24 protein-coding genes are annotated in these 23,927 nt (G+C 47.8%); 16 read left to right on the top strand and 8 right to left on the bottom strand.

The genetic code is table 11. The annotated features are described in order from the left end of the window. Nucleotides 1-73: 73 nt before the first annotated feature. Nucleotides 74-883: a MurR/RpiR family transcriptional regulator gene (locus ACPUEK_RS01955; protein WP_425642141.1), complete on the top strand. Its 810-nt coding sequence runs from the start codon at nt 74-76 to the stop codon at nt 881-883. A 75-nt stretch (nt 884-958) separates the two neighbouring features. On the opposite strand, the gene ACPUEK_RS01960 is transcribed toward ACPUEK_RS01955, so the two are convergent. The 3 genes from ACPUEK_RS01960 to uraH form a co-directional block, all read right to left on the bottom strand. Continuing rightward, complete coding sequence (locus ACPUEK_RS01960; RefSeq protein ID WP_425642142.1) at nt 959-1,999, bottom strand: glycosyltransferase family 9 protein; 1,041 nt, start codon at nt 1,997-1,999, stop codon at nt 959-961. A 427-nt stretch (nt 2,000-2,426) separates the two neighbouring features. Further along, a complete protein-coding gene (gene hpxO, locus ACPUEK_RS01965) occupies nt 2,427-3,581 on the bottom strand; it encodes an FAD-dependent urate hydroxylase HpxO (RefSeq protein WP_425642143.1) in 1,155 nt (384 codons plus the stop codon). A gap of 180 nt (nt 3,582-3,761) precedes the next feature. Continuing rightward, a complete protein-coding gene (uraH, locus tag ACPUEK_RS01970) occupies nt 3,762-4,118 on the bottom strand; it encodes a hydroxyisourate hydrolase (RefSeq protein ID WP_425642144.1) in 357 nt (118 codons plus the stop codon). A 131-nt stretch (nt 4,119-4,249) separates the two neighbouring features. Here uraH and uraD point away from each other — a divergent pair, with 131 nt between their 5' ends. The 10 genes from uraD to ACPUEK_RS02020 all read left to right on the top strand — a co-directional run bounded on the left by uraD (nt 4,250) and on the right by ACPUEK_RS02020 (nt 13,308). Further along, nucleotides 4,250-4,789 carry a 2-oxo-4-hydroxy-4-carboxy-5-ureidoimidazoline decarboxylase gene (uraD, locus tag ACPUEK_RS01975; protein WP_425642146.1) on the top strand — a complete coding sequence of 180 codons (540 nt, stop codon included), beginning with the start codon at nt 4,250-4,252 and terminating at the stop codon, nt 4,787-4,789. A gap of 92 nt (nt 4,790-4,881) precedes the next feature. Further along, nucleotides 4,882-6,054, top strand: a complete 1,173-nt coding sequence (locus ACPUEK_RS01980; RefSeq protein ID WP_425642148.1) for an amidase — start codon at nt 4,882-4,884, stop codon at nt 6,052-6,054. Nucleotides 6,055-6,057: 3 nt separating this feature from the next. Continuing rightward, nucleotides 6,058-7,638, top strand: a complete 1,581-nt coding sequence (locus ACPUEK_RS01985) for a gamma-glutamyltransferase family protein (RefSeq protein ID WP_425642149.1) — start codon at nt 6,058-6,060, stop codon at nt 7,636-7,638. A 116-nt stretch (nt 7,639-7,754) separates the two neighbouring features. Continuing rightward, entirely contained in the window at nt 7,755-8,573 is an 819-nt protein-coding gene (locus tag ACPUEK_RS01990) for a sulfite exporter TauE/SafE family protein (RefSeq protein WP_417505092.1), read from the top strand. A gap of 9 nt (nt 8,574-8,582) precedes the next feature. Beyond that, nucleotides 8,583-9,833: a pyridoxal-phosphate-dependent aminotransferase family protein gene (locus ACPUEK_RS01995; protein WP_425642151.1), complete on the top strand. Its 1,251-nt coding sequence runs from the start codon at nt 8,583-8,585 to the stop codon at nt 9,831-9,833. Further along, nucleotides 9,830-11,056, top strand: a complete 1,227-nt coding sequence (locus ACPUEK_RS02000) for an allantoate amidohydrolase (protein ID WP_067220527.1) — start codon at nt 9,830-9,832, stop codon at nt 11,054-11,056. The genes ACPUEK_RS01995 and ACPUEK_RS02000 overlap by 4 nt, the downstream gene beginning before the upstream one ends. Before the next feature lie 341 nt (nt 11,057-11,397). Beyond that, nucleotides 11,398-11,763, top strand: coding sequence for an AraC family ligand binding domain-containing protein (locus ACPUEK_RS02005; protein ID WP_425642152.1), 366 nt, complete (start codon nt 11,398-11,400; stop codon nt 11,761-11,763). A gap of 68 nt (nt 11,764-11,831) precedes the next feature. Continuing rightward, a complete protein-coding gene (locus tag ACPUEK_RS02010; RefSeq protein ID WP_407943016.1) occupies nt 11,832-11,951 on the top strand; it encodes a hypothetical protein in 120 nt (39 codons plus the stop codon). 42 nt (nt 11,952-11,993) lie between these two features. Then, nucleotides 11,994-12,431 carry a hypothetical protein gene (locus ACPUEK_RS02015; RefSeq protein WP_425642154.1) on the top strand — a complete coding sequence of 146 codons (438 nt, stop codon included), beginning with the start codon at nt 11,994-11,996 and terminating at the stop codon, nt 12,429-12,431. A 37-nt stretch (nt 12,432-12,468) separates the two neighbouring features. Next, nucleotides 12,469-13,308 carry an AraC family transcriptional regulator gene (locus ACPUEK_RS02020; protein WP_425642155.1) on the top strand — a complete coding sequence of 280 codons (840 nt, stop codon included), beginning with the start codon at nt 12,469-12,471 and terminating at the stop codon, nt 13,306-13,308. Nucleotides 13,309-13,322: 14 nt separating this feature from the next. On the opposite strand, the gene ACPUEK_RS02025 is transcribed toward ACPUEK_RS02020, so the two are convergent. Together ACPUEK_RS02025 and ACPUEK_RS02030 are read right to left on the bottom strand one after the other, a co-directional pair. Further along, nucleotides 13,323-14,963, bottom strand: coding sequence for a 2-isopropylmalate synthase (locus ACPUEK_RS02025; protein WP_425642157.1), 1,641 nt, complete (start codon nt 14,961-14,963; stop codon nt 13,323-13,325). A 151-nt stretch (nt 14,964-15,114) separates the two neighbouring features. After that, the gene (locus tag ACPUEK_RS02030; protein WP_425642158.1) at nt 15,115-16,794 is read right to left on the bottom strand and encodes a hypothetical protein; all 1,680 of its coding nucleotides are present in this window, start codon (nt 16,792-16,794) and stop codon (nt 15,115-15,117) included. 295 nt (nt 16,795-17,089) lie between these two features. On the opposite strand from ACPUEK_RS02030, the gene ACPUEK_RS02035 reads away from it, so the two are divergent. The 5 genes from ACPUEK_RS02035 (at nt 17,090) to ACPUEK_RS02055 (ending at nt 19,731) form a co-directional block, all read left to right on the top strand. Then, nucleotides 17,090-18,127 (top strand): NAD(P)H-dependent flavin oxidoreductase, encoded by a 1,038-nt coding sequence (locus tag ACPUEK_RS02035; RefSeq protein WP_425642159.1) that lies wholly within the window; start codon nt 17,090-17,092, stop codon nt 18,125-18,127. Nucleotides 18,128-18,263: 136 nt separating this feature from the next. Further along, nucleotides 18,264-18,746 (top strand): DUF1456 family protein, encoded by a 483-nt coding sequence (locus tag ACPUEK_RS02040; RefSeq protein ID WP_067220623.1) that lies wholly within the window; start codon nt 18,264-18,266, stop codon nt 18,744-18,746. A gap of 105 nt (nt 18,747-18,851) precedes the next feature. Further along, entirely contained in the window at nt 18,852-19,061 is a 210-nt protein-coding gene (locus ACPUEK_RS02045; RefSeq protein WP_067034953.1) for a DUF4177 domain-containing protein, read from the top strand. 10 nt (nt 19,062-19,071) lie between these two features. Next, nucleotides 19,072-19,302, top strand: coding sequence for a membrane protein insertion efficiency factor YidD (gene yidD / locus ACPUEK_RS02050; RefSeq protein ID WP_067034955.1), 231 nt, complete (start codon nt 19,072-19,074; stop codon nt 19,300-19,302). Between the two features lie 9 nt (nt 19,303-19,311). Further along, entirely contained in the window at nt 19,312-19,731 is a 420-nt protein-coding gene (locus ACPUEK_RS02055) for a hypothetical protein (RefSeq protein WP_425642160.1), read from the top strand. Here the strand turns inward: ACPUEK_RS02055 and ACPUEK_RS02060 are convergent. The 3 genes from ACPUEK_RS02060 to ACPUEK_RS02070 all read right to left on the bottom strand — a co-directional run bounded on the left by ACPUEK_RS02060 (nt 19,728) and on the right by ACPUEK_RS02070 (nt 23,840). After that, complete coding sequence (locus tag ACPUEK_RS02060) at nt 19,728-21,122, bottom strand: APC family permease (protein ID WP_425642161.1); 1,395 nt, start codon at nt 21,120-21,122, stop codon at nt 19,728-19,730. The two genes, ACPUEK_RS02055 and ACPUEK_RS02060, sit on opposite strands and share 4 nt — an antisense overlap. A 56-nt stretch (nt 21,123-21,178) precedes the next feature. Beyond that, nucleotides 21,179-22,471 carry an NAD(P)/FAD-dependent oxidoreductase gene (locus ACPUEK_RS02065; protein WP_425642162.1) on the bottom strand — a complete coding sequence of 431 codons (1,293 nt, stop codon included), beginning with the start codon at nt 22,469-22,471 and terminating at the stop codon, nt 21,179-21,181. A 229-nt stretch (nt 22,472-22,700) separates the two neighbouring features. Beyond that, the gene (locus ACPUEK_RS02070; RefSeq protein ID WP_425642163.1) at nt 22,701-23,840 is read right to left on the bottom strand and encodes a tyramine oxidase subunit B; all 1,140 of its coding nucleotides are present in this window, start codon (nt 23,838-23,840) and stop codon (nt 22,701-22,703) included. Nucleotides 23,841-23,927 lie beyond the last annotated feature (87 nt).

Raw genomic sequence — 23,927 nt, forward strand, 5'->3', positions numbered from 1 at the left:
TCAACGTTGGCACGCTAGCCCGCTTTAGATTACCTTATACGTCATACATTGATCTACTAAGGCGATACAACACGTGAAGCAAGATGTTCTTTCTTTAATCGAGCAAAACTATCCGACCTTATCGCCTTCAGCGCGTAGCATCGCAAATTACTTGCAGCAGCACCCGCTAGCGATTGTTAGCCAAACATCGGCCGAGATTGCCGAACATACGCATACCTCTAAAGCCACGGTCAGCCGCTTCTTTCGTCAATTAGGTTTTGAGTCTCAACAAGATGCTAAACAGGCGCAATTACAATTGCGTCAGAACGGAGTGCCTGTTTTAACTCAAGACAACTCAATAGATCAAACCGCTGAAGAATTAAAAAATTTATCACTGACTTTCGAAGGATTGCATGCCGATATACTCAATGACGTGTGCGCTCAATTAGCGAACGCCAGCCGTGTTACGTTGATTGGCTTTCGTAACTCTTATCCCGTGGCCTTGCACTTTCGCCAGCAGTTACAGCAGATTCGACCGTCTATCCGCTTACTGCCTCAACCAGGGCAGACATTAGGGGAAGATTTACACGATATTTTAGACGATGAAGTGATTGTGTTATTTGGCTTCCAGCGCCGTACTCGTGTCTTTAAGAAAATCGTCGAAGTACTGCAAGACCATCAAACGATTCTGATCACTGACCCTACCGGTCAAATGTACAACCAACAAGTCAGCCAAGTCTTAGTGTGCCATTTGGGTAATGACAATCCTTTTTACAGCTACGCTGCACCGATGAGCTTAGTGTCGATGTTGTCTAATCGCGTATATGATCTGATTGGTAAAAACGGCCATCATCGCACCCAAGCGATTTCTCAGCTTTTCAATGAATTAGGTGAGATGGAATAATTGCCCAAGTGCTATGACTACGAATAAAAACCAACCTTCAAACAGATTGGTTTTTAACCATTTCTGCAGTTTTAATTAATGTTGTAATGCAGTGACCATACTGGCTACAACCTCTGCGCTTGAAGGAATACTAGCATCAGCACGCATGACAATATGATGTGATTCGTAAAGCGGCGTATAGCGATAAGGTACCGTAAAATAGAATATCCCTACCGTTGGCGTATGTGTCGATATCGCGATATTTCGAACCCCTGTATCGGGCGCCACAAGTAGCGACGCTTTAGCGACTTTCATCACTAAGTCATCTAAAGGTAAACACGCCTGGATCGAGAAGTTACTTTTCGACGTTAAGTCTTCCAGAAACTCACCTTTTTCAAAGTCATTTTTACCTTCTAAATACACATGTTGGTAATCTGGTAACGCAGCCATTCCCTGCTCCACAACGTCACGCATCTGCTCTTTAGACAGGATTTTGCTTTTCATCGAAGCACCATTGAAGTACAAAATAAATGGCTGCTCTTTATCACAAACAACTTGGTGATCTGGGTAGGCAAACTCTAAACGTCTTGGTGGTGTATGTCCTAAAATACGCAGCATGTCTAGCATCACCTCAACTTCAGGCTGTAAGTCAGAACGAAAAATCGCCACGTCACACAGTACTCTACGGATCAAACTATTGTAAGGGAAACCAATTTTAAGCTTTGCTTTGCCCAGCGCCATCATCCAATGGGAGCGATTGGTACTGGCGAGATCGAACATGAGGTCTTGTTCACCAAGTGCTTTGACACAGGCAATTTTATCTTTACTACCTGTGGTTTTTCGCATATCAGTGCCAGGCATGATGTTCACATGATCCACTAAATCTACTGGCATTCCATATTGATAATTAGAAACGGCCGCCAAGGTAATTTCTGCATTCGGAAAGAACTTGCGCGCTTCGACTAAGAAGGGACGTAGGATCACTTGATCACCCAATGCCGCATGACGAATTACGGTGATTTTTTTGATTGCGTTTGGATCAAACTCTTCGCGCAAAAAATGGCGTGCTTTTTTGTTGGCATACGCACCGCGTTCAAACCAAAGATGCTTTAAACGATCTGGTGGGAGTTTTGTCATGCGTTAATCCGTTATAGGTACAAACAATAATAAACGGATTTTACTGATAAGCAGCGATGAAGCAAAAACTATCTTCACCTTCATCATATATGAAAAAAACGTACTATGACTAACTAGATAGTGCATTAACTATAGTAGTTCTAGCAGCTTCCATAGCATCATGAAAACCTCCACTATCCGTATTAAATATAACAGAAACTAAGGTAGCAATTAAAACTGCCATGACCGCATACTCAATTGAAGTAACGCCTTGACGACATTTGGCGAAGTTGAAAACGGCCGAATACAGACGATACTTAATTTTGCACATAGAGCGACCCAATAAAATAATGAATGATTTAAAAATACTTCATTTACAGATATTTACTAGAGCAATTCCACATTTATCCGATGGTAAGGGTTATTTTTTGCGGTCTTAATCAATTACTCAGCCTAACGGGCCACCCAAAATTGTTTTTGACAAACCGCTCAAGATACCAGCGCCATCCTCATTGCGTAATTCTTCATACCAAGCTTTGGTTTCATCTGGGTTAAAGCCATGGGTTACCTCACAGCGTTTGCGTGCCTTAAGCACCAAATCTTTTACACGCTCTAAACGAGCATCGTTGTAACACCACAAAGCACCTTCGATATCCTTGCAGATTGCAAAGCTGCGTCCTAGTACCACAGCATCTTCTAGCGCGGCACCTCCGCCTTGGCCAATATCAGGAGTAGTGCTGTGACCTGCATCACCCAACAAGGCAACACGCCCTTTCACTAACGGGCTAAAAGGGTCGACATCATGGATTTCAATACGGTTGGTAGTATCGGGATTAATCGCATCGATCAAGCGCTGGACCGGTTCAGCCCACCCTTCAAAATAGCCTTTAAGGTCTTTGATTACGGTAGAACGATCTTGCGGTAAGCCTTTTTCAAGCGGCACATCAAAGAAAAAGTAGAAGCGGTTGTCGGCAATGGGCATGACAGAGACACGTTTGCCATCCGCCACAAACATTGTCCATTGCTCCGCTGGAGCAATGCTTTCATCGATCTCAACTAAGCCATTCCAATTCACATAGCCTGCGTAGCGCCGTTCCACTTTATGACCCATTAGATAGTCACGGGCGATAGAGTGAGCACCATCGGCCGCAATCATAAAGTCCCCTTGTGCCGTGCTACCGTCGGTAAATGTGGCGGTCACACCCTGATCATTTTGGCTGACACTCTCTAGGCGTTTACCAAACTGGACTTTATGGCGCCCCCACCAATCAATCATGCGCGATTGCAGATCTGCACGAGAGACCGGACAGGGTCGTTCGCCCACCTCTTCAACCAAGGGCGATAAGCTAAATTGCGTCATTTTTTCACCACTAAAGCCTTCAAGATACGCCATGTAATGCATTGGCCCACCCAGATCGTCCATGATTTTGCCCATCCCCAAGTGATTCATGCACTTTACGCCATTGGACCAAACCGAAATCGCCGCACCAACCGGTTTGATTTCTTTTACCGCTTCATAGATCTCGCACTCAATACCTTGTTGATCCAATGCCGCGGCGGCCGACATACCACCGATGCCCGCACCAATGATGATTGCTTTCATAACGATACCTCATTGCCTAAATACTGCGTTATACAGTACATCGCAAGAACTGTGCCCAAAGCAGGCATTCCTAGGAACGCCTTTGATGGCATGGAATTTACTAACCATTTGGTCAATTTTAGTAATTAACAAGCAAAAACAGGTGCACTGAATCAGTGCAACCAATCAAATCTGTGCACCTTAACTGCCTCGGTAAGTACTGTAAGAATAAGGTGTTACCAACAATGGCACATGATAATGGCTGTCTTCATCGCTTACACCAAAACGTAATAACACCACATCCAGAAAGCGAGGCTCAGGTAATTCCACCCCTTTTTCAGCAAAGTAGTCACCGACCAAGAATGCCAATTCATAACACCCAGCTTGGAAAGCGTCACCTTCAAGTAGCGGCGAATCACAACGGCCATCAGTATTTGAAATCGTTTTAGAGACCAAGTTTCGCGTACCATCTTCTGCTAATTTGTACAGCTCGATAATGACCCCCGATGCAGCAACGCCGCGCGTGTTATCCAAAATATGTGTTGTTAAATAGCCCATTTCCAGCCCTCAAAATAGTCCTATGCTCACTATCCATTTAAAAAATTAACACTTGCACTGACAAGTGATTACGATCAAAAGTGACTGTCAGCTAATCACAAATCCACCCCAGACACCAACAAGGAGATGTAATGAGTAACCATAAAACATCACTATTAGAACTAGATAAAGACAGCTTCATCAATCACTTAAAAGATATTTACGAACACTCTAAGTGGGTTGCTGTGGCACTTTATGAGCAACGTGATGCACTCAAAGCGCATTCTGAGGAGCTGCAGTATTCGGTGGCACAAGCCATGCAAGACATTGTTGAACACGCTGACCACAGCACACAGCTGGCCCTGTTACGCGCTCATCCTGATCTGGCTGGAAAAGCCGCACTGGCAGGGGAGCTAACTGATGCTTCCAGCAATGAGCAAGCTGGCGCAGGATTAGATACTTTAAGTCCGATGGAGTTGGAGTATTTCTTAGCATTGAACACAGGCTATCGTGACAAATTCGGCTTCCCGTTCATCATGGCGGTTAGAGGTGCAACTAAGGACCAAATCATTGAAGGGTTTGAAGCTCGCTTACCCAGTACCCAAGAAAAAGAGTTCCGCCACGCATTAAACGAAGTACATAAAATTGCAGGCTTTCGCTTACAAGATTTACCAGAGGAATTATGGGGATAACGACCAAAATTGGTGCATAAAATGTTTCTTTTGTTTCAGTTGACAGATGCTGGAAACGATTGTTTCATATAGACAAATCAAAGGAGCAAACAATGCAGCATTCCATCACCACTAGCCCATTTTTAAGACTGACACTGGCCAGCTTTCCAAGCTGCCCTGCTGCGTCAGAGCAACCGTTGGCTGGAATGCGTTTAGCCGTGAAAGATTTGTTTCATATGCAAGGTTTACCTACTTCAGCAGGTAATCCTACTTGGCTAGCCACTCACGATTTACCCACCACAACGGCCTCAAGCGTGATCAAGCTGCTGCAAGCCGGCGCACAGTTTGTCGGGAAAACCATTACCGACGAACTGGCTTACAGCCTCAACGGCCAAAATATCCATTACGGCACCCCCGAGAACCCGGTGACACCGGATCGCTTACCGGGTGGTTCGTCTTCTGGTTCAGCGGTGGCCGTAGCAAAAGGTTTTGCTGACATTGGTTTAGGCACCGATACGGGTGGATCGATTCGTGTTCCCTCCAGCTACAACGGCCTGTTCGGTTTGCGCCCGACCCATGGCGCCATAGCTATGGACAACATGGTCGCGTTAGCACCATCGTTCGATACCGTGGGCTTTATGACTCGTCGCTTAGATGAGCTTGAAAAAGTCGCTCAGGTGTTGTTACCAACAGCGCCCACCAAGTTAACTAAGACACTGATTGCGAAAGATTTAATCAGTCAAGTGGAACACAAAGACGCGCTCCAAGCGCAGCTCGATATTTGGCAAGCGGAAGGCCTTCTTAGCACTGAACAAAATCTTGAAATTGATCCCATGTACTGGCAAACCGGCACCACATTCCGCACTTTGCAAGGAGCGGAAATTTGGCAGACTCACGGAGACTGGATTACACAAAACGATCCTGACTTTGCACCAGACATTGCCAGCCGTTTTGAATGGACAAAAACGATTAGCGCCGATGATGTTGCCCAAGCAAAAACACAACAAGCCAAGTTTCGAGCATGGCTCGATGAGCAGCTTGAAAGTGCCGTTTTGATAGTGCCCACCACACCGGGTCGCTCTCCACTGTTAACCATGCAAGACAATGAGTTAGCGAATTACCGCAATCAACTATTAGAGCTTACTGCTATCGCCGGCCTGTGCGGCCTTCCTCAATTGCACTTACCTGTTTGCGAGATCAACGATGCACCGTGTGGCCTGTCTTTGATTGGCCCACGAGGCAGTGATCTTAGTTTGATCGCTCTCGCCAAAACATTAATGAAGTAATACATGTCTTCTATCGCGTTTACCGCACCGCACCATGAGGCGACCAAAGCAGGCCAAGCCATTCTTGAGCAAGGTGGCACCGCCATCGAAGCGATGGTCGCAGCCGCCGCAACAATTGCTGTGGTCTACCCTCATATGAATGGTCTGGGCGGTGATGGATTTTGGCTGATCAGCGAACCAGGTAAAACACCGATTGGCATTGATGCATCGGGTAAAGCGGCGCAAAGAGCCACGCTGGATTTCTATGCAGAAGACGATGCCATCCCAACTCGCGGAGGCAAAGCCACCGTGACGATGGCCGGAGCCGTGGCCGGCTGGCAAAAAGCGTTAGACATCAGCGCCTTTTGGCAATCACCCAAGCCTCTAAACGAACTTCTTAAAAATGCCATCAATCACGCTAAAAATGGCATTGAGATTACCGAAAGTCTGCAATCAGCAAGTCGTAAAGTGCATGACGACTTGGCAACATTACCAGGCTTTGCGCAGTTCTTAGATCAAGGTGATACACTGACTCATGGCAACTGCTTAACGCTTAGTACTTTGGCTGATACGTTAAAGCATCTGGCAGAGCAAGGCCTTGATGACTTCTACCACGGCTCGATCGCAGAGCAACTCGCTGCCGATTTAGAAGCCGCTGGCTCACCGCTTCGCTTGGCGGATTTTCACGATTACCGCGCCGAACAAGTTACACCATTAAGCGTGGAAACCAGCGTTGGCAAACTTTACAACCTGCCAGCGCCGACCCAAGGTATTGCCTCGTTAATTATCTTGGCCTTGTACGATCGCATTCATCACTTAGGTGATGGGGGCCAAACCGACATGGCACATCTTTTGATTGAGGCCACTAAACAAGCCTTTATCGCTCGCAACGAATACGTCACAGATCCCGCGCGCCTGAGTATTAATCTGCAAGATTTACTCAGTGATGCAAACCTCGCAACGATGACTGACAAGATTGCCATCGACCAAGCACAAGCGTGGCCACACCCAGCGAAACACGGCGACACCATTTGGATGGGCTGCTGTGACGACGAAGGAAGAATGGTAAGCTATATTCAAAGTTTGTTCTGGGAATTTGGCAGTGGCATCGTCAGTCCAAGCACAGGCATTGTTTGGAACAACCGAGGATCGTCCTTTAGTCTTGAGAAAGGCAACTTGCAGGAACTTAAGCCCAATTTAAAGCCTTTTCATACCCTAAACCCTGCATTTGCAGAGCTAGCTGATGGACGCCGTATCAGCTACGGTACCATGGGTGGCGAAGGCCAACCACAAACTCAAGCGGCTTTATTCAGTCGTTACGTGTATCACAAGCAGCCCTTAGACATTAGTATCGCGGCTGGGCGCTGGCTACTTGGCCGCACCTGGGGCGATGTTAGTCACAATTTAAAAGTGGAAAGTGATCTCGCCGCCGATGCCGCACAATCATTGATTACTCGTGGACACGACCTTGTTGAAGTGCCTGCCTGCAATGAGTTAATGGGCCATGCTGGCGCTGTGGTGTCATTCCCTGAGGGCAACACCGACGCCGCCACCGACCCACGCAGTGATGGCTTAGCGGTTTCTTCGGCTAGTCACTCAGGTTAAGTCATTGGGTCTGAGATGCATCGAAGTTGATTCTGAAAGCGCCGTCTAAGCCGAGTCGAGAAGGTGTTGCTGTTCCGAGAACACAACAACATATTTAACGTTAAAGAGAGCAAAACATGTCATTCATAATGGAAAACTATTCCATGATTTTAGCCATGATGGGCACAGGTGTAATTGCCGGTATCTTGGCAGGTCTTTTAGGTGTTGGCGGCGGTATCGTAATCGTTCCAGTACTGTTCTTTTTGTACCAAGGGCTCGGCGTTAGCGCTGATACAGCGATGCTAGTGGCCACCGCAACGTCGCTCGCAACAATCATTCCAACATCGATTAGCTCTATCCGCGCCCATCATGCTAAAGGCAATGTGGACTTTCAGTTACTGAAGTTCTGGGGCGTTTTTATCTTTCTAGGTGTCTTAGTGGGCAGCTATGTGGTGACGCAAGTCGAAGGCCAATGGTTAACCTTACTGTTCGGCGTCATTGCTACGCTATCCGCTTTAAACATGTTGTTGGGTAAGAAGGACGCCATGTTCCAATCACTGCCGGGCAAAGGCGGGCAAGGAATCATCGCCGCTTGCATTGGTTTCTTTAGCTCTATGGTTGGCATCGGAGGCGGTACGTTAACCGTACCAACGCTTACGTTTTGTAATTACCCCGCACACCGAGCAGTAGGTACCGCCGCCGCAGTTGGTCTGATCATTTCACTGCCTGCCGCCATCACTATGCTTATTGTGGGCCAAACGCCTATCGATTCACCATTCGGCACATTTGGCTTAGTAAACCTAGTCGGCGCAGCCTGTATAATCCCGCTGACCGTATTGTTTGCGCCCGTTGGCGCAGGCCTTGCGCAACGCTTGAACGCCGCCATGCTGAAAAAAGTCTTTGCCGTCGTGCTGATCTTCACCGGTCTAAGAATGCTATACCAAGCTTTAGTTTAGGAGCCTCTCATGCAACCTCTTCACTTTCCACCCCGTTTGCTGATGGGCCCAGGCCCTATTAATTGCTACCCGAGCGTTCTGCAAGCCATGTCGACGCAGCTTGTCGGGCAATACGATCCAACCATGACTGGCTACATGAATGAGGTCATGGCGTTGTATCGCCAAGTATTCAATACACAAAACGAACAAACGTTCCTCATCGATGGTACCTCTCGTGCAGGCATTGAAGCCTCTTTGGTATCGGTGCTTGAGCCAAACGATAAGGTGCTTGTGCCGATTTTTGGCCGCTTTGGTCATCTGCTAACGGAAATTGCAGAACGCGCTGGCGCCGATGTGCATACGATCGAAGTACCTTGGGGCGAAGTGTTTGACCCGCAACACATTGAAGAAGCCATCAAACGTGTGCAACCCAAAGTCTTAGCGATCGTACAAGGTGATACTTCAACCACCATGTTACAGCCATTGCACGAGCTAGGTGGTATTTGTCGAGCACACGATGTGTTGCTGTATACCGATGCCACAGCATCAATTGGCGGTAACCCGTTTGATATGGACGCTTGGCAGATCGATGCGGTCTCCGTGGGTCTGCAAAAATGCCTTGGTGGACCATCTGGCAGTGCGCCAGTCAGTTTCAACGATCGCTTCGCATCGGTTGTGCGCCAACGCCACCATGTCGAAGCAGGCATTCGAGACGCCCACCACGAGGACGCAAAAGGTTCACGGATTCGTTCCAACTACTTTGACCTTGGCATGATTATGGATTACTGGGGGGAAGAGCGTCTAAACCATCACACCGAAGCGGCAACGATGTTATTTGGTTCGCGTCAGTGTGCTGTCGATCTGCTTCGGGAAGGACAAGATACGGTGATTGCTCGCCACCAGCTTGCGGGCAATGCCATGCTGCAAGGTATTCAAGCAATGGGCTTACAGCCTTATGGCGACTTGAGCAACAAGATGAGCAACGTGGTCGGTGTGTCTATCCCAGACAACGTGGATGGTGAGAAAGTCCGCCACGACTTGCTGAACATTTTTAATATCGAGATTGGCACCAGTTTCGGGCCATTGAAAGGTAAAGTTTGGCGCATTGGCACGATGGGTTATAACGCACGCCAAGATGCAGTACTCCATACCCTGCAATCACTGGAAACGGTATTGCGTGGACAAGGTCTTGGCTTGCCTAATGGTGCAGGTGTCGATACGGCCCTAGCTGTTTATAGCTCTGCTCAACATAGTGCGGCAACAGAGAAGGCTACGTCATGATCGACTTCCAGACGCTCGGCCAAACCGTCATGGCACGTTTAGAAACACTTGGCAAAATAAGTCAGTCACCCGATTATCTGGACCGGCGCTATTTATCTGAGCAGCACAAACGCGCCAACCAACTGATAGATAAATGGATGACTGCCGCTGGCATGCGTTCTTGGCAAGATCAAGCCGGTAATATTTGGGGCCGCTTTGAAGCAGAGCAAAGCGATGCACCCCGCTATATCATGGGGAGCCATCTCGACACCGTACCAAATGGCGGTAAGTACGATGGCATGTTGGGTGTGGTCGCTCCTATCACATTGATCGAAGCCCTCCATGTAGAAGGCATTCGTTTACCCTTTCACTTGGATATCGTTGGCTTTGGCGATGAAGAAGGGACACGCTTTGGCTCCACATTATTGGGCAGCCGTGCATTAACGGGTCAATGGGCAGCAAGCTGGGCCGACCTGCAAGATGAAGACGGCATCAGCCTCGCCCAAGCGTTAGAAAACTTTGGGCTGAGCTTCGATAACGTCTCTGAAGCCACCATAGCAACTGAAAATCTAAAGGGTTACCTTGAATTACATATCGAGCAAGGCCCAGTGTTAGAACAAAGAAATCTGCCCGTCGGCGTCGTGAGTGCGATTGCCGCCGCCAAACGTTTTGAGATTACCGTTACTGGCATGGCGGGTCACGCAGGCACCGTTCCTATGCCCATGCGCCTGGATACATTGGCGGCCAGTAGCGAAATGATTTTAGCCGTCGAAAGCGTTGCTAAAGAACATGGTGTAGTCGCCACCGTTGGCCAGATCAGCAATAGGCCCAACGGCGTCAATGTGATCTCGGGGAAAACCGTATTTTCACTTGATGTTCGCAGCGCGCAAGACTTTCAGCGTGATGATGCCATTGCCGATATTATGGATCGGTTAGACAACATCGCAGCAAAACGGAATCTGGCGTTAGAGCACAGACCGACCCACAGTGCACACGCTGTGCAATGTGACGACCAGCTGCAAAGCGTACTATGCAACGCGATCGCAGCGCAGGGTATTGGTGTGCATACATTGTTTTCTGGCGCTGGACACGATGCGGTAGCCATGGCCGACATCTGCCCTGTTGCTATGCTGTTTATGCGTTGTGATAAAGGCATCAGCCATCATCCAGCAGAAGCCATCACAACTGAAGATGTGAGTGCGACCTTGGCCGTACTAAGCCATACACTGCAGAGTTTGAAATAAGTTCTACAGATACGCATTCATACAAAATCATTGGGGGAGTTTCCTATCTCTCGTTGATGCACCCGTCTATGCAATTCAATTGGCTTGCGCAATTCTCGTTCCTCAACCGCGTCAGCGCCAATTAAACGCATAGACGTTTGCTAATGAGCTCCCAGCCTTATCTAGATGAAGGGGTCAGATCCCTTTTGTGGGTATAAGCGTCCATGCAATTCAATTAGCTTGCGCAATTCTCGTCCCTCGACCGTACTTGAATTAAAGAGCGCGCTAATTAAACGCATGAAAGCTTATTAATAAGACAGATTTAAGGGATCTGACCCCTGAATACTTACAGGGATTACTTGATGCAATTTACTCGAATTTATAATGACGATCAGGGCAAAAGCCACTTCGGTGAAGTAAATATCAATGTCCGTGACGGTGGACCGATTGGTATGTTGTCGGAGCGTTTCTCCGCAGGTGAGATGATCTTTCGTGAAACCCCAGCCGACTACGATTTTAAATGGCATCCAACGCCACAGCGTCAGTTGTTGTTTATCATCAAAGGCAGCTGCGAGTTTAAAGTGTCGAACGGTGAAACCCGTCAATTTAAAGGCGGAGATGTGCTACTGCTAGAAGACACCGAAGGCGAAGGCCATTGCTCAAAAGCCTTGAACAACGAAATCCGCCACTCAATCTTTGTCACCCTTCCTGAAGGGACAGCATTGTAAGTTCGGTAAGTCCTTCTCCATGCAATTCAATTCGCTGGCGCAAAGTCATTGGCTTGCGTAATGCGTTGGTGCATGACTATTTAAACATCGATCCTAATATTGTCCGCTCTATCATTGCTCAGGGCTATTATGCGCAAGTGTTCGATTTTATAAATGTTGGAACAGCGGCTTTGGAGTCTATACAGTAAGTACTTGAACCCTCACTTTCACTGATGTATTTGAGTATGAACATGGATAGAAGCGCAATCATGAAAGCCTCGCTGGTAATAGCGAGTGGTCTATACACAGGCCTAGTGTCGGCCGACGTTATATTTTCCTGCGATACAACAAACGGTAAGCAGGTCTTGGTTGAAGACGCTGGTGAACATATTAAGTACGCATTTGGCCGTGACTTAGACCGTCCTGAGTTATCTCTCTCCGTCCCTCGTGAAGCGGCTTCCACATGGCAATGGCCAGGCATAGGTCGTTATATGGGTTATTCTGTTACGCTGCCAAACGGCGCTATTACTTACACCGTTTTTTATTCAGTTGACCGTATGACCGAAGGTTTCCCTCTTACCTCCGGTGTCACCGTGGCTAACAAAAATCAGCGTATTGCGACCATCTACTGCTTATCGAATACCCTAAACGAATCTCTACAAGGCATTGACCTTAAAGAAGATGAATAAGGACTACACAACAAGGACCGCCTAGCCAAGTAGCTTCATGGCTGGGCGTATCATGGTAAGACCGTTATATTTAATGCTGCTCTACCAAACAATGGATATTCGCAATTCATCTATGAAATTTACCGATCAAATGCTTTCGCACAATCTTGTTGCTTACGCAAAAGATTATCCACATGGCACCGTTGAAGCAGAACATAGCCATCGTTGCGCGCAGCTACTCCATTCGTTAAGCGGCGTGATACGTATCGAAACAGCGCAAGGCAGTTGGGTGATCCCGCCCTCTAAAGGCATGTGGATTCCTGCTGGTGTTCCCCATAGTTTACATATCAGCGGCGCGGTAAAAGTCCGCACTTTATTTGTCGATCCGTTGGCACGGGCAGATTTACCAAACCGCTGTACCGTCGTCGATATCAGTTTATTGCTGAAAGCACTGATCGTCGAAGCGATTAACGTGCCTTTGGAACGTCCGATAGGCAGTCGTGATGAACGCATTATCGAATTAATTCTCGATGAGCTCAGACGCTTAAAAGGGCTCTCTTTTTATGCACCCACGCCTACCTCAGCGGACCTAAAGCAGCTCTGCCACGACATTAGCCAACGTATTGCACACCCTTGGACAACCGCCGACATTGCGGGATGGTTAAGCGTCAGCGAGAGAACCGTATTACGCCGCTTTCAGCAAGAGCTAGGGATGACATTTAGCGAATGGCTGCGACAAAAAAGACTGCAATACGCGCTGGAAAGCTTAGGGATGGGCCATAGCGTCTTGGATACGGCGTTGGCTATTGGTTATGAAAGCCCCAGTGCGTTTAGTGCGATGTTTAAAAGCCGACTGGGGGTCTCACCTCGGGATTATTTTCCCTCACTCTCGTATTAAATTCGCTACGGCATTCAACAAGGCTTGCAAAGCAGCCTTGCTCGCATCGGCTTCAATGGCCACACCAAAGTGCGTGACGGCACAGCTAGGGGAGGCAATTTGAATATAAGAAATCGCGTTACTACTCGATTGCGGCCCAGTGTATGTTCTTGGTAATCCATGATGTTTAATACGCAATCGAACGCTTTTTGCACACCATCAGATAAGGCAGATAATAACCCACATCCCTGCCCTTGAAGCGACAATGTCTCCTCGCCATAGCGCAGTGTCGCCGTGACGTGTTGCTCTGCTCCGCGTGGTTCGCTTGTGTAGTGCAGCAAACTCAGTGGACGGTTTTCTAGTACCCCATAGAGCGAACGAAACAGCTGCCACACCTGTGCTTGCGAGATTTCCTTGCCTGTTTGCTCCGTCTGGCGCTGCACATGTTGGCTAAAATCAACCTGCAATGCTCGCGGTAATCTTAGCCCATGGTTCTCCTGTAGTAGCCAAGCCGCTCCGCTTTTCCCTGACTGACTGTTTACTCGGATCACCTCTTCGTAACTGCAACCGACGTCTTGAGGATCAAGCGGTAAATAAGGAATATGCCACGCTTCACTGCCCAGCCTAGCTCGATGAGCAAAGCCCTTTTTAATGGCGTCTTGGTGAGAGCCAGAAAACGCCGTAAACACCAAACTGCCACCATAAGGGTGACGCGGATGCACCGGCAGCTGATTACACTGTTCGACAATTTCAACGGTTTGCCGAATATTGGCAAACTGCAATTGAGGATGGACGCCCTGCGTATAAAGATTCATCGCAAGGGTGACAAGATCCACGTTGCCTGTGCGTTCGCCATTGCCAAATAAACACCCCTCTACTCGCTGCGCACCTGCCAACATTGCCATTTCAGCTGTGGCAACCCCCGTTCCCCGATCATTATGCGGGTGTACACTAATAGTGATGTTCTTCAAGTCTGAAAAAGAGCGCATAAAATGCTCTACTTGATCCGCAAATACATTGGGGGTATTTACCTCAACTGTCGTTGGTAAATTGAGGATCAAAGGACGCTTAGGTTCTGGCTCCCATATCTGCGCGACCGCTTCACAAATTTCCAACGCGAAGTCCGCTTCCGTAAAGCAAAAGGTTTCCGGCGAATATTGCAGTGTCCAATCCGTCTGCGGGAATTGCTCACACAATTGACGAACTTGCTTCGCCGCAGCAGTGGCCAATGCGATCAGCTCCACCTTGTCTTTTTGAAACACCATCTCACGAAAGATCTGGGCTGTTGCATTGTAGACGTGCACTATCGCTTTCGAGGCACCGTTCAAGGAGACGATCGTGCGTTCAATCAAGTCTGGACGAGCTGGAGTCATCACCTGAATGGTAACGTCCTCCGGTATATGATTTTCTTCTATTAATAAACGCACAAAAGCGAAATCAACCTCAGAAGCGGCAGGAAAGGCCACTTCAATTTCTTTAAATCCGCAGGCAATTAGATGCTTAAAAAATGTCAGTTTGCGTTGCGCATCCATTGGATTTACGAGCGCTTGATTGCCATCTCGCAAATCTGTTGAACACCATCTAGGCGGAGCCTGTAATCGTTTGGCTGGCCAAGTACGCTGGGGGTAATCAATGATGTGGGCAGCAGGGTATTTTCTTGCCGGATTGTCTAACATGACCGAAACGCTCCTAAATAACGAATGAGAGCGAAGATAGTAAAAAGCCTGCCAATGTCCGTCTGAGGTATAACTGACAATAATCGTCTTAAAATGGACAGCCACCCGATGAAATTAGGCGACTGTCACTCTTTGTCATTCTCAATACGCGTTAAAACTTCTTAGATCTCAAGCTTTCCAATAACCAATCTACTACTGGCTCGGCGATTTTTTCCGCACGGTCATAGCCCATCCATTGGCTGTAGTCGATCATGGTGAGATTTTCTTGTTCACCAAGCACCCAAGACCAGTCGATATGATTGGCAATGTCATCCATGTTGTCTTCAATAAAGGCTTTTAGAGAGTAACTAGCATCATGAATCTCATCGATTTCCATTAAGCCAAGAGGAAGATTGAAGCGGAAGTTATGCAGCACAGTGTCTAAATCAAGTGTGCCGCCACCACCAGTGATTCGAAAGAGTTGCGACTCAAGACGGTCACGACGTTCGACCGCTTCATCCATAACTTTCTGTCGGTAGTCTTCACCTTGTTGCTGGAAAAACGCTAGACCTGGGTGGCTATTGGAGTCACGTAGTAAGCGGCTATTAGTGCCGACTTCCCATGGCTCTAGGCCAAATTTGTTATAAACCATTTGGTCGAGCATTTGACTGTTTTTACCCTCTGCCAACCACTCTTTCACTGTTTTCGGTGTGCTTTCAAATTGCTGTTGCTGGGTTTGCACTGCATTGATCAGACCAGCAAATTTGGCCGTTACATCACGAATCTTGTCGGCATCTGGGTGTAAGTTGTCACCAGGCAGCATCGCTGGGTCTTTACCCGATGCAAGGTTATCCAAAATTTCCTGGAGCGACATGCTAGGTTCGATACTTTGCATTTGCCCTTGGATATTGGCCGATAATGTCCCGTAGATATTACTGTATTTGGCAAGTTGGCTTTGCTGCTCTTGTTGCATCATACCGGTGGCGAGAGCGTTTTTCATAGCGCCCGCATCGCCCAGTATCAGCGCCATTTGGATGGATCGCTTGGTATAGTCTTCATGCACGGGAAAAGAGAATAGCAAGGCATCGAAAAGGGAAAAGTTGTCTTTAGAACGAAGACCACCAAGTTCACTCGGCACTATTTTTTGCGCCTCTTCACCGTCGCGGATATTAAAACGATAGCTTTCTTTTAAGGCTTCACTGTGTTCCCTTAAACCATTCAAGCCACTGTAGCGATGCTTCTCGACCATCGCATCGACTTCTGCTGAACGCTCAATGTGTTTATCATTAAGCCACTCAGACAGATGCTGCGGGAAGGATTTTAAACCTTCATATTGCTGCTCAACTTCAGAGATGTTGGCTTGTTGCGCTTGCCAGAATGGTTGGATCTGTTCGGCATGTTCCACACTGGAGCCATCGGCGTTCAATGTCGGCGCGCGTCCAGCTGCAACATTATCTAATAATTGGTCCAAATCACCTTCGCCACCCGCTTGATCACCCAAATGTGCTTGCAAGGCATCCGCTAGATCGTTGAAATTAGCAAGATAATCAGCGGCTAGCTGACGCTTCTCTGCCGTCATTTGTGCCAAGTAATTGGCCGCTTGCTGGCCGTGTTCACCATCCTCCATCATCGCCCACCACTGAGTATTGGTACGCTCACTCCAGAATCTAAGCTTTTCCTGCTGCACGATGGGGTCGTCGTAGCTGTTACGAGGATTGGTTTCTTGCAGCGCCCCAGATTGTTCCCCAATCAAACCCTCTGAGCGAAGCTCATTAAACTCTCGCACCGTCGCGGTATTTTGGCTCACTCGTCCCACTAGATCGGGGTTTAGTTTTATTGACGTTATACTCATACAAACTCCTTTTGATAATCAAACATAACGGGCGAGAGAGCAGACATGGCAATTTCAAACCGCTTATTTCCTCTGTCCCGTGGATAAAATCTGCAAAAATGCCGTTTTGTAAGCAGATTCGGTATTGCTATAAAGGCGTTCGCAAAGCCTGTGCCAATATCTCTACAGGACTATTCTTGGAACGAGTTTGTCACGCCTGTAGAACCTCAAGCAGAATGGCAAAAATCTTAATTTCATTCCGTCATGATTCAGTGGTAGCCTGTTTTTATAACAATGGACTGAATAAGGCGGCATTATGACAATTCAAGAAGTGTTCGGCATTGAGTTGCCCATTATCCAAGCGCCCATGGCGGGCGTGCAAGATCATGAACTAGCGGCGGCGGTTTCTAATGCTGGCGGTCTTGGGTCTTTACCTTGCGCTATGTTAGATGTCGAAGCGCTCGAACGTGAATTAACGGCACTGACCCGTAAAACGGATAAACCTTATAACGTTAACTTTTTTTGCCATCGTCCCTCAGAGCCTGATAGTGCCATTGAAGGCGGTTGGCGTGCCGCTCTGCTGCCTTACTTTGAGGAGTTTGGTCTCGACCTTGCGACAATAAAATCAGGGGCTGGCCGTACACCATTTAATGAACACTTTGCCAAGGTGCTAGAACACTTTAAGCCGCCAATAGTGAGTTTTCATTTTGGGTTGCCTTCACCCTCGCTCATTGCACAGATTCGTGCGTGGGGTGGCAAAGTTTTATCCTCTGCGACCACGGTTGAAGAAGCCCTGTGGCTCGAAAAACATGGTGTCGACGCCATCATCGCCCAAGGTTTAGAAGCCGGAGGCCATCGTGGTTTCTTTTTAGATAAAGATATCACCACGCAAGTCGGTACTTTTGCTTTACTGCCGCAAATCGTTGATGCGGTATCCATTCCGGTGATTGCCGCGGGTGGCATTGCCGATGCCAAAGGGGTTCAAGCGGCAATGAGCTTAGGAGCCGCGGGCGTGCAAGTAGGTACTGCGTATTTGTTATGTGACGAAGCGAAAACCACGCCTATTCACCGTGAAGCACTGCAAAGTAATGCGGCTCACGTCACCGCTTTGACCAATTTATTCAGTGGCGGCGCCGCACGAGGTATTGTCAATCGTGCCATGACAGAGTTGGGGCCAATGAGCCAGAAAACACCGGTTTTCCCATTGGCTTCCGCAGCCATCGCGCCGCTTCGAGCGGCCGCAGAAAAACAAGGCTCGGGAGATTTTTCTCCGCTTTGGGCAGGGCAAAATGTCAGTGGCTGCGACGCGATCTCCGCCGCCGCTATGACGCATAAACTAACCCAAGAGACGTAATACATACACTGAAAAGCCCTTTTTACCGGCCAATCGCGTCAAAATTCGGTGCTGGCAGTAGTGCTTGTCTGTTACCATGCGTGCTTACCAGCAATCATGTGGATTGAGCTGGGCTTATCGACTACTGGAATCTATTTTGACCAACAATGATATTTTGCGTCGCGTACGCTACACCTTCGATTTTAAAGACAGCACTATGGTGGAAATCTTCGCGTTAGCGCAAGTAACAGTAACAGAAGAGCAAGTAGCGGCTTGGTTAAAAAAAGATGATGTAGACGGCTTTGAGCCAATTGAAGATGTCGAGCTGGCATCTTTCTTAAACGGTTTAATCGTCTTAAAGCGTGGTCCACGTGACGGTGAACAGCCTGAGCCTGAGACACGTTTAAACAACAACATCGTACTGCAAAAGCTTCGTATCGCGATGAACTTTAAAGCAGAAGACATGTTGGAAATGATGCGCTTGGCAGAGTTTAACCTAAGTAAACATGAGCTCAGTGCATTTTTCCGTAAACCGGACAACCGCCACTACCGTGAGTGTAAAGACCAGATTTTGCGTTACTTTTTGCTCGGACTACAATTGCATGTACGTTCTTCAAAAAGCAAAGCGACTGACGCTTAACCCTCTATGGCTAGCCCACGCTAGCCTATTTTTAGTTGCAAATTCCATGTATTGCTAACAAACTGCCAACTATTATCCCAGCATCTTAAATTGGAGAACTTAGCAATGTACAAGGAATACAAAGTCGAAATCGTAACCGAAGGCGGATGTGGCACACTGCTTTTAGGTTCATCAGGTTTACCGATCAAACGTCTTGAGTCGAGACTGAATGAAGCGGCCTCTGAAGGCTGGCAAATGGTCTTCCAAGTGATTGAACAAAAGCGCTTTTGGCTGTTTTGGACGCGTGAAACGGTTATTCTCACTTTAGGCCGTTAACCCCTTTATTATGGCTTGGTTGCAGCGTTTTATACTTCAACGTATCGATCGATATCAGCAAAAAGGTGGTGGTACACCGCAATTCGGCGTGTCATGCAACTTTAATCCGACATGTTCAGAATACGCTCGCCAAGCCATTTTAAAACACGGCTCGATAAAAGGTTGCTGCATGGCGTTTAAGCGCCTAAAACGGTGCAATGAGCGCGACCGTGTAGATAAAATCGACGACCCTGTCGACTAAGGGGACTAAATGTTTGAAGCTTGGCATTTACGCTCGGAAAAAGTGACAGAGCAAGATGAAGCGCTTCGGTTAGCGCTACGCAATTTATCTGACGAACAACGCAGTCTCTTTTACAAGCAATACACACCTCAACTAAAAGACCCGGATACCTATGCCACTCTCAATTGGTTTTTTGTCTCTGGGCTGCATAACTTTTACCTAAAAGAATGGCTAGCAGGCATAGTAGACCTGATGCTTATGCTGATCGGGTGCATTCTATTATTCATCATTCCCCTACTTGGCGTAGCGCTGCTGATTTTAGTGAGCTTACTTGAGCTGCCCGCTTTGTTCCGTAGTCAAATTATAGTTGCCGATTACAACAACAAACTGGGTTGGCGCCTATTAAAGCACTACAACCCAGTTAATACCCAAATAAAAGCGAGAGACTAACTTAGATCAGCCTCAAACAAGCCTTTCTTCATATAGAATTTGACCCAAATTGCAGCAATCAAACTGATGACCAGTAACATCCCCCCTGCAATGGTATATACCTGCTGAGTCATTTCAGGTGCAGGCGAATTGTTCAGTGCCACATAAATCATTGCGACGATCCCTAATATTTGCGGCAATGGAAAAAACATCGTGCGATAAGGACGAGGATGACTCGGTAGACGTTTGCGCAACACAATGACGTTAATATGAGCCACAATGTAGGCCAATAGATAACTGGTTGTTGCGGCGATAACCAGCATGATCAAAGAATCAATACCCAACAATAAGAATGGAATGGCCGACAATACCGCCATCATCACGATACCCACCCACGGTGTGTCAAAGCGGTTAGCCGTTTTCAGAATCGGAAACGCCTGCTTGTTTTCTGCCATACCTTGTAACATACGAGGCAACGCCGCAAAAATGGTGTTCACCGAACTACACGTTGCCGTCAATGCCATGATGGTCGCGATGGCTAAACCAGACGGACCAAATACAGCGTTGGCATAATCTAAATAAGGGATCGGCGAACCAAGTAAGGACTCGACATCCAAATACATGGAAGCGCCCACTGCAAACGCAGCGAAAATCAAAAAAATTGCGAACAATGACCAGTGCATAGCGCGAGGAATGTTTTTAGTTGGGTTTTTCACTTCCTTGATCATCGGACAAATATACTCAGCCCCAACAAAAAGCCACATAGCAAGCGCAATCAGACCAACAAAACTGCCGTCCATCACTCCACCAAAGCTCCAGTCAACCGGCGTGCCCGTCAACTCTGGGTGTGGCTGGCTAATACCAAAAATAGCCACTAAACCCGTGAGTACGATCGCGCTGACCATGACAAACGCCAATAAGTTTTGCACCTTCGCAAACACGTCCGCGCCAACAATATTCGTGATGGCCAGAGCCACAATAATCAGCAAGGGAATCAGTTTTTCTGGGAACATGCCTGGTAGCAATTGTCCAATCATGGCATCGACCAAGAAAAACTCCACCGGCAACGCCAGCATGGCGACGACAACATAGCCCGAAAACACAGATACGATCGCAGGGAAATGCCCAATCGCTTTTTGTGTATACGTTGCTAGCGTTCCCTGCTCAGGAAACATTAACGATAGTTCGGCAAAGCTCATGGCATTAAACTGAGCGATCACCAGCGCCGCTAGCATAGCAAAAATAAACGCCATGCCGCCCAAGCCAATACCTTGGGTAGCTGAAATCATGGCGCCCTGTACGATAACCATACCAATACAGATGGCCATCATCGTTATTAAACCTAATTTCTTTTTCGTAGCGGTGTTTCCCGCCATCGTCATTTTTTCTGTTGTTGAGATATCGCTCATCATTTTGTTCCTCTTATGAATAACACAACTAACCCGCACTTATACAATCCACGTTTGGCCTAAAAACGGTCAAAGCGATAAGGTGCAGGGTCAATCATTGGTTTTTCGCTCGTTACGATATCTGCGGCTAACTGCCCCGCAGCGGGCCCAGTTCCAAAGCCATGGCCCGAAAAGCCCGTCGCTATGGTTAGTCCTGGGATCGTCTGTATACGATCGATGACCGGCGTTGAATCCGGCGTCACATCAATTAGGCCCGCCCACGACTCTTCTATTTCGGCGTTTTCAAAGGCTGGCCAAGCATTGATAAGGTTGTTCATGGCATCTTGATTGAGGCCATGATTCACATCAGGGTCGCGTACGCGAATACGCTCAAAAGGTGTCTTTTGATCGCCTCGCCAATGGCGCGGCAATGACAAATCTTCAAAGAAGAACTTACCGAATCCAACTTTCAAAAAGTCACGTGACGCTTTGAGTTGGTCAGCAAATTTTAGGCCTACTTTCAAATGATCTAGGGTGAGAGGTGCATCGAGCTTGCCACGTTGTGTGATGATGTAACCGCCATCACGATGTTTACGAAAAGAAAAGTCTGGACCACCCACAGCAATGTCTGTCGGCCCTTCCATAGGTTTAGTGCGCAACACCGAACAAATCAGCGGTAGAGTCGGCAGTGAAACGCCTAAATTTCCAAGAAAACGGCGCGACCAAGCCCCACCACAAAGCAGCACCTGATCACAACGAATCTCGCCTTGATCGGTCACCACTCCTGAAACTTTTCCGGCTTGCGTCGTTAAAGTTCTCACCGCACAGTTTTGAACAATTTTCGCACCTTGCCGTATCGCCGCTTGAGCCGTCATTGTTGTGGCAACATCTGGCTCAGCACGACCGTCAGAAGGGGTATAAATCCCGCCTTTCCATTGCCCTGTGCCATGTGGCACCAGCTTGGATACCTCAGCGGCGCTCAGAAGCCGTGAATCCAAATCCAGTGACTCAACAGATTTTAACCAGCTTTCATGCATCGCCATTTGTGCATCTGTTTTACCGAGAAACATGATTCCAGCTTGTTGGTAGCCTACATCAGCCCCAATGCGCTGAGGCATCGCAGACCAAAGCTTGTCAGCTGCCGCGGCAAGAGGCACATCCGCATAATGGCGACTCGTTTTTCGGATCCAGCCTAAGTTACGTGAAGATTGCTCACCGGCAATATGCCCTTTCTCGAGCAATACCACCGGAATATTACGCTCGGCCAGCGTTAGCGCCGCAGTGATACCAACAATACCGCCACCAATGATCACCACCGAAGTGGATGTGGGAAGCTCGTTTGTCGTATCAACTTTAATAAGTGTCTTTGTCATAACTATTAGTCCTGCCTACTACTGCGCTAACGAGATAGTGGTCACATTGACTTGAGAAGCCCAAAAAAAGCCATCACACCCTCAGCCAGCTCTTTTATCTCTGGATTACGGACTGCTGTGTTGGTAACAAAGACCCTGCTCTCCACTGCAATCACGTGCGTGTCTCTCGCCATTTCTTCTAGTTTGGTGTCGCTTGTCCTTTCGATACTTGAGTCATATCTGCGTTGTATTAACGTAATGCCGGCGTATCCCAAAGGTTCAGCTTCACACCAATGCCTTTCTCAATCGCATTGCGATAGATTTTCGTGGCCCAAGCAACGTCTTCTACTGGCATACCGCCAACCGAAAGGATGATGATTTCTTCATCGTTTTGACGGCCGACACTCTTGCCCGCCACAATTTTGCCTAAATCTTCTAAGTGATCAGCGGTAATCAAACCTTCGTCAATCATGTCCATGAAGCGGACACCTGGCATTGGGATGTGGTTGTGAGCCGGCTTTGGTACTTCTTCGAACCACGCCTCGTAAAGGCCTGTGTTATCAAGCACCTTACGTACATCGTCTTGCTCCATGGCACTGTCTAACTGGCAATAGCCTGGCATGGATAGGAAGGCACCCGGTTTCACCCATTCACGTTTGACTAATGGATAGGTAGAAGGGTCGCCTGTGGCACCAGAGTTACAATAGGTGATGATGTCAGATCCTCGAACCAGCGCTTCAAGCGAATCCACGACCTCGATATTTTTAATATGCGGATAATTGACGTTCATCCACGTCATAAAATCGTCTAAGCTCTTTTGCCCTCTTCCCTGCACTTTTACCGTGTCAATTTCAGGACAGGCCGCAATGAAAGCAGCAACAGAAGTACGACCCATGACACCAGGACCCAGTACGCCAATTACTTTGGAATCTTTGCGTGCTAAATAACGAGCCCCCACACCAGGCACTGCGCCCGTGCGATACGCTGACAGCAAATTGGCTGACATGAATGCCAGCGGAGCGCCTGTATCAATGTCATTTAGAATCATCATTAGAATTGAACGCGGCAGACCTTTATCACGGTTAGCGATATTGGAGCCGTACCATTTCACGCCGCAGGTTTGGAATTCGCCACCAAGGTAGGCCGGCATCGCCATTAAACGGCGATCGGGGGTTGGTTTCGGCATTGTTGTGAAAGGGGATTCTTCAGGGAAGGTGATCATCGCACCGTGGGAATCACTGTTAGGCCCCGCCATGCGATAATCACCGTGATACAACAGTGAAAACATCTCTTCCATGGCGTCCACACACGCTGGCATATCCGTCACGCCAGCATGAATCATGTCCTCTTCGGACAAGTAAATAAAATCAGTTTTTGTTGTCTCAGACATATCATCACCTCATCAAGTAAACATAAATAACGACCGTTTATTTGATCCTAGCGAGGCGATCTGACTCTGTATTGAACTTTTACGACA

Source organism: Marinomonas gallaica (assembly GCF_049821165.1).
Classification (GTDB): Bacteria; Pseudomonadota; Gammaproteobacteria; order Pseudomonadales; family Marinomonadaceae; genus Marinomonas; species Marinomonas gallaica.

Excerpts from the sequence above, each read along its gene's own strand:
- ACPUEK_RS01995 (WP_425642151.1), top strand. The coding sequence starts at position 8,583 with ATGCAACCTCTTCACTTTCCACCCCGTTTGCTGATGGGCCCAGGCCCT.
- ACPUEK_RS01990 (WP_417505092.1), top strand. The coding sequence starts at position 7,755 with ATGTCATTCATAATGGAAAACTATTCCATGATTTTAGCCATGATGGGC.
- ACPUEK_RS01960 (WP_425642142.1), bottom strand. The coding sequence starts at position 1,999 with ATGACAAAACTCCCACCAGATCGTTTAAAGCATCTTTGGTTTGAACGC.
- yidD (WP_067034955.1), top strand. The coding sequence starts at position 19,072 with ATGGCTTGGTTGCAGCGTTTTATACTTCAACGTATCGATCGATATCAG.
- ACPUEK_RS02005 (WP_425642152.1), top strand. The coding sequence starts at position 11,398 with ATGCAATTTACTCGAATTTATAATGACGATCAGGGCAAAAGCCACTTC.
- uraH (WP_425642144.1), bottom strand. The coding sequence starts at position 4,118 with ATGGGCTATTTAACAACACATATTTTGGATAACACGCGCGGCGTTGCT.
- ACPUEK_RS02025 (WP_425642157.1), bottom strand. The coding sequence starts at position 14,963 with ATGTTAGACAATCCGGCAAGAAAATACCCTGCTGCCCACATCATTGAT.
- ACPUEK_RS02045 (WP_067034953.1), top strand. The coding sequence starts at position 18,852 with ATGTACAAGGAATACAAAGTCGAAATCGTAACCGAAGGCGGATGTGGC.
- ACPUEK_RS02020 (WP_425642155.1), top strand. The coding sequence starts at position 12,469 with ATGGCTGGGCGTATCATGGTAAGACCGTTATATTTAATGCTGCTCTAC.
- ACPUEK_RS02065 (WP_425642162.1), bottom strand. The coding sequence starts at position 22,471 with ATGACAAAGACACTTATTAAAGTTGATACGACAAACGAGCTTCCCACA.
- ACPUEK_RS02015 (WP_425642154.1), top strand. The coding sequence starts at position 11,994 with ATGGATAGAAGCGCAATCATGAAAGCCTCGCTGGTAATAGCGAGTGGT.
- ACPUEK_RS02070 (WP_425642163.1), bottom strand. The coding sequence starts at position 23,840 with ATGTCTGAGACAACAAAAACTGATTTTATTTACTTGTCCGAAGAGGAC.
- ACPUEK_RS02030 (WP_425642158.1), bottom strand. The coding sequence starts at position 16,794 with ATGAGTATAACGTCAATAAAACTAAACCCCGATCTAGTGGGACGAGTG.
- ACPUEK_RS02060 (WP_425642161.1), bottom strand. The coding sequence starts at position 21,122 with ATGATGAGCGATATCTCAACAACAGAAAAAATGACGATGGCGGGAAAC.
- ACPUEK_RS02000 (WP_067220527.1), top strand. The coding sequence starts at position 9,830 with ATGATCGACTTCCAGACGCTCGGCCAAACCGTCATGGCACGTTTAGAA.
- ACPUEK_RS02055 (WP_425642160.1), top strand. The coding sequence starts at position 19,312 with ATGTTTGAAGCTTGGCATTTACGCTCGGAAAAAGTGACAGAGCAAGAT.
- uraD (WP_425642146.1), top strand. The coding sequence starts at position 4,250 with ATGAGTAACCATAAAACATCACTATTAGAACTAGATAAAGACAGCTTC.
- hpxO (WP_425642143.1), bottom strand. The coding sequence starts at position 3,581 with ATGAAAGCAATCATCATTGGTGCGGGCATCGGTGGTATGTCGGCCGCC.
- ACPUEK_RS01980 (WP_425642148.1), top strand. The coding sequence starts at position 4,882 with ATGCAGCATTCCATCACCACTAGCCCATTTTTAAGACTGACACTGGCC.
- ACPUEK_RS02035 (WP_425642159.1), top strand. The coding sequence starts at position 17,090 with ATGACAATTCAAGAAGTGTTCGGCATTGAGTTGCCCATTATCCAAGCG.
- ACPUEK_RS01985 (WP_425642149.1), top strand. The coding sequence starts at position 6,058 with ATGTCTTCTATCGCGTTTACCGCACCGCACCATGAGGCGACCAAAGCA.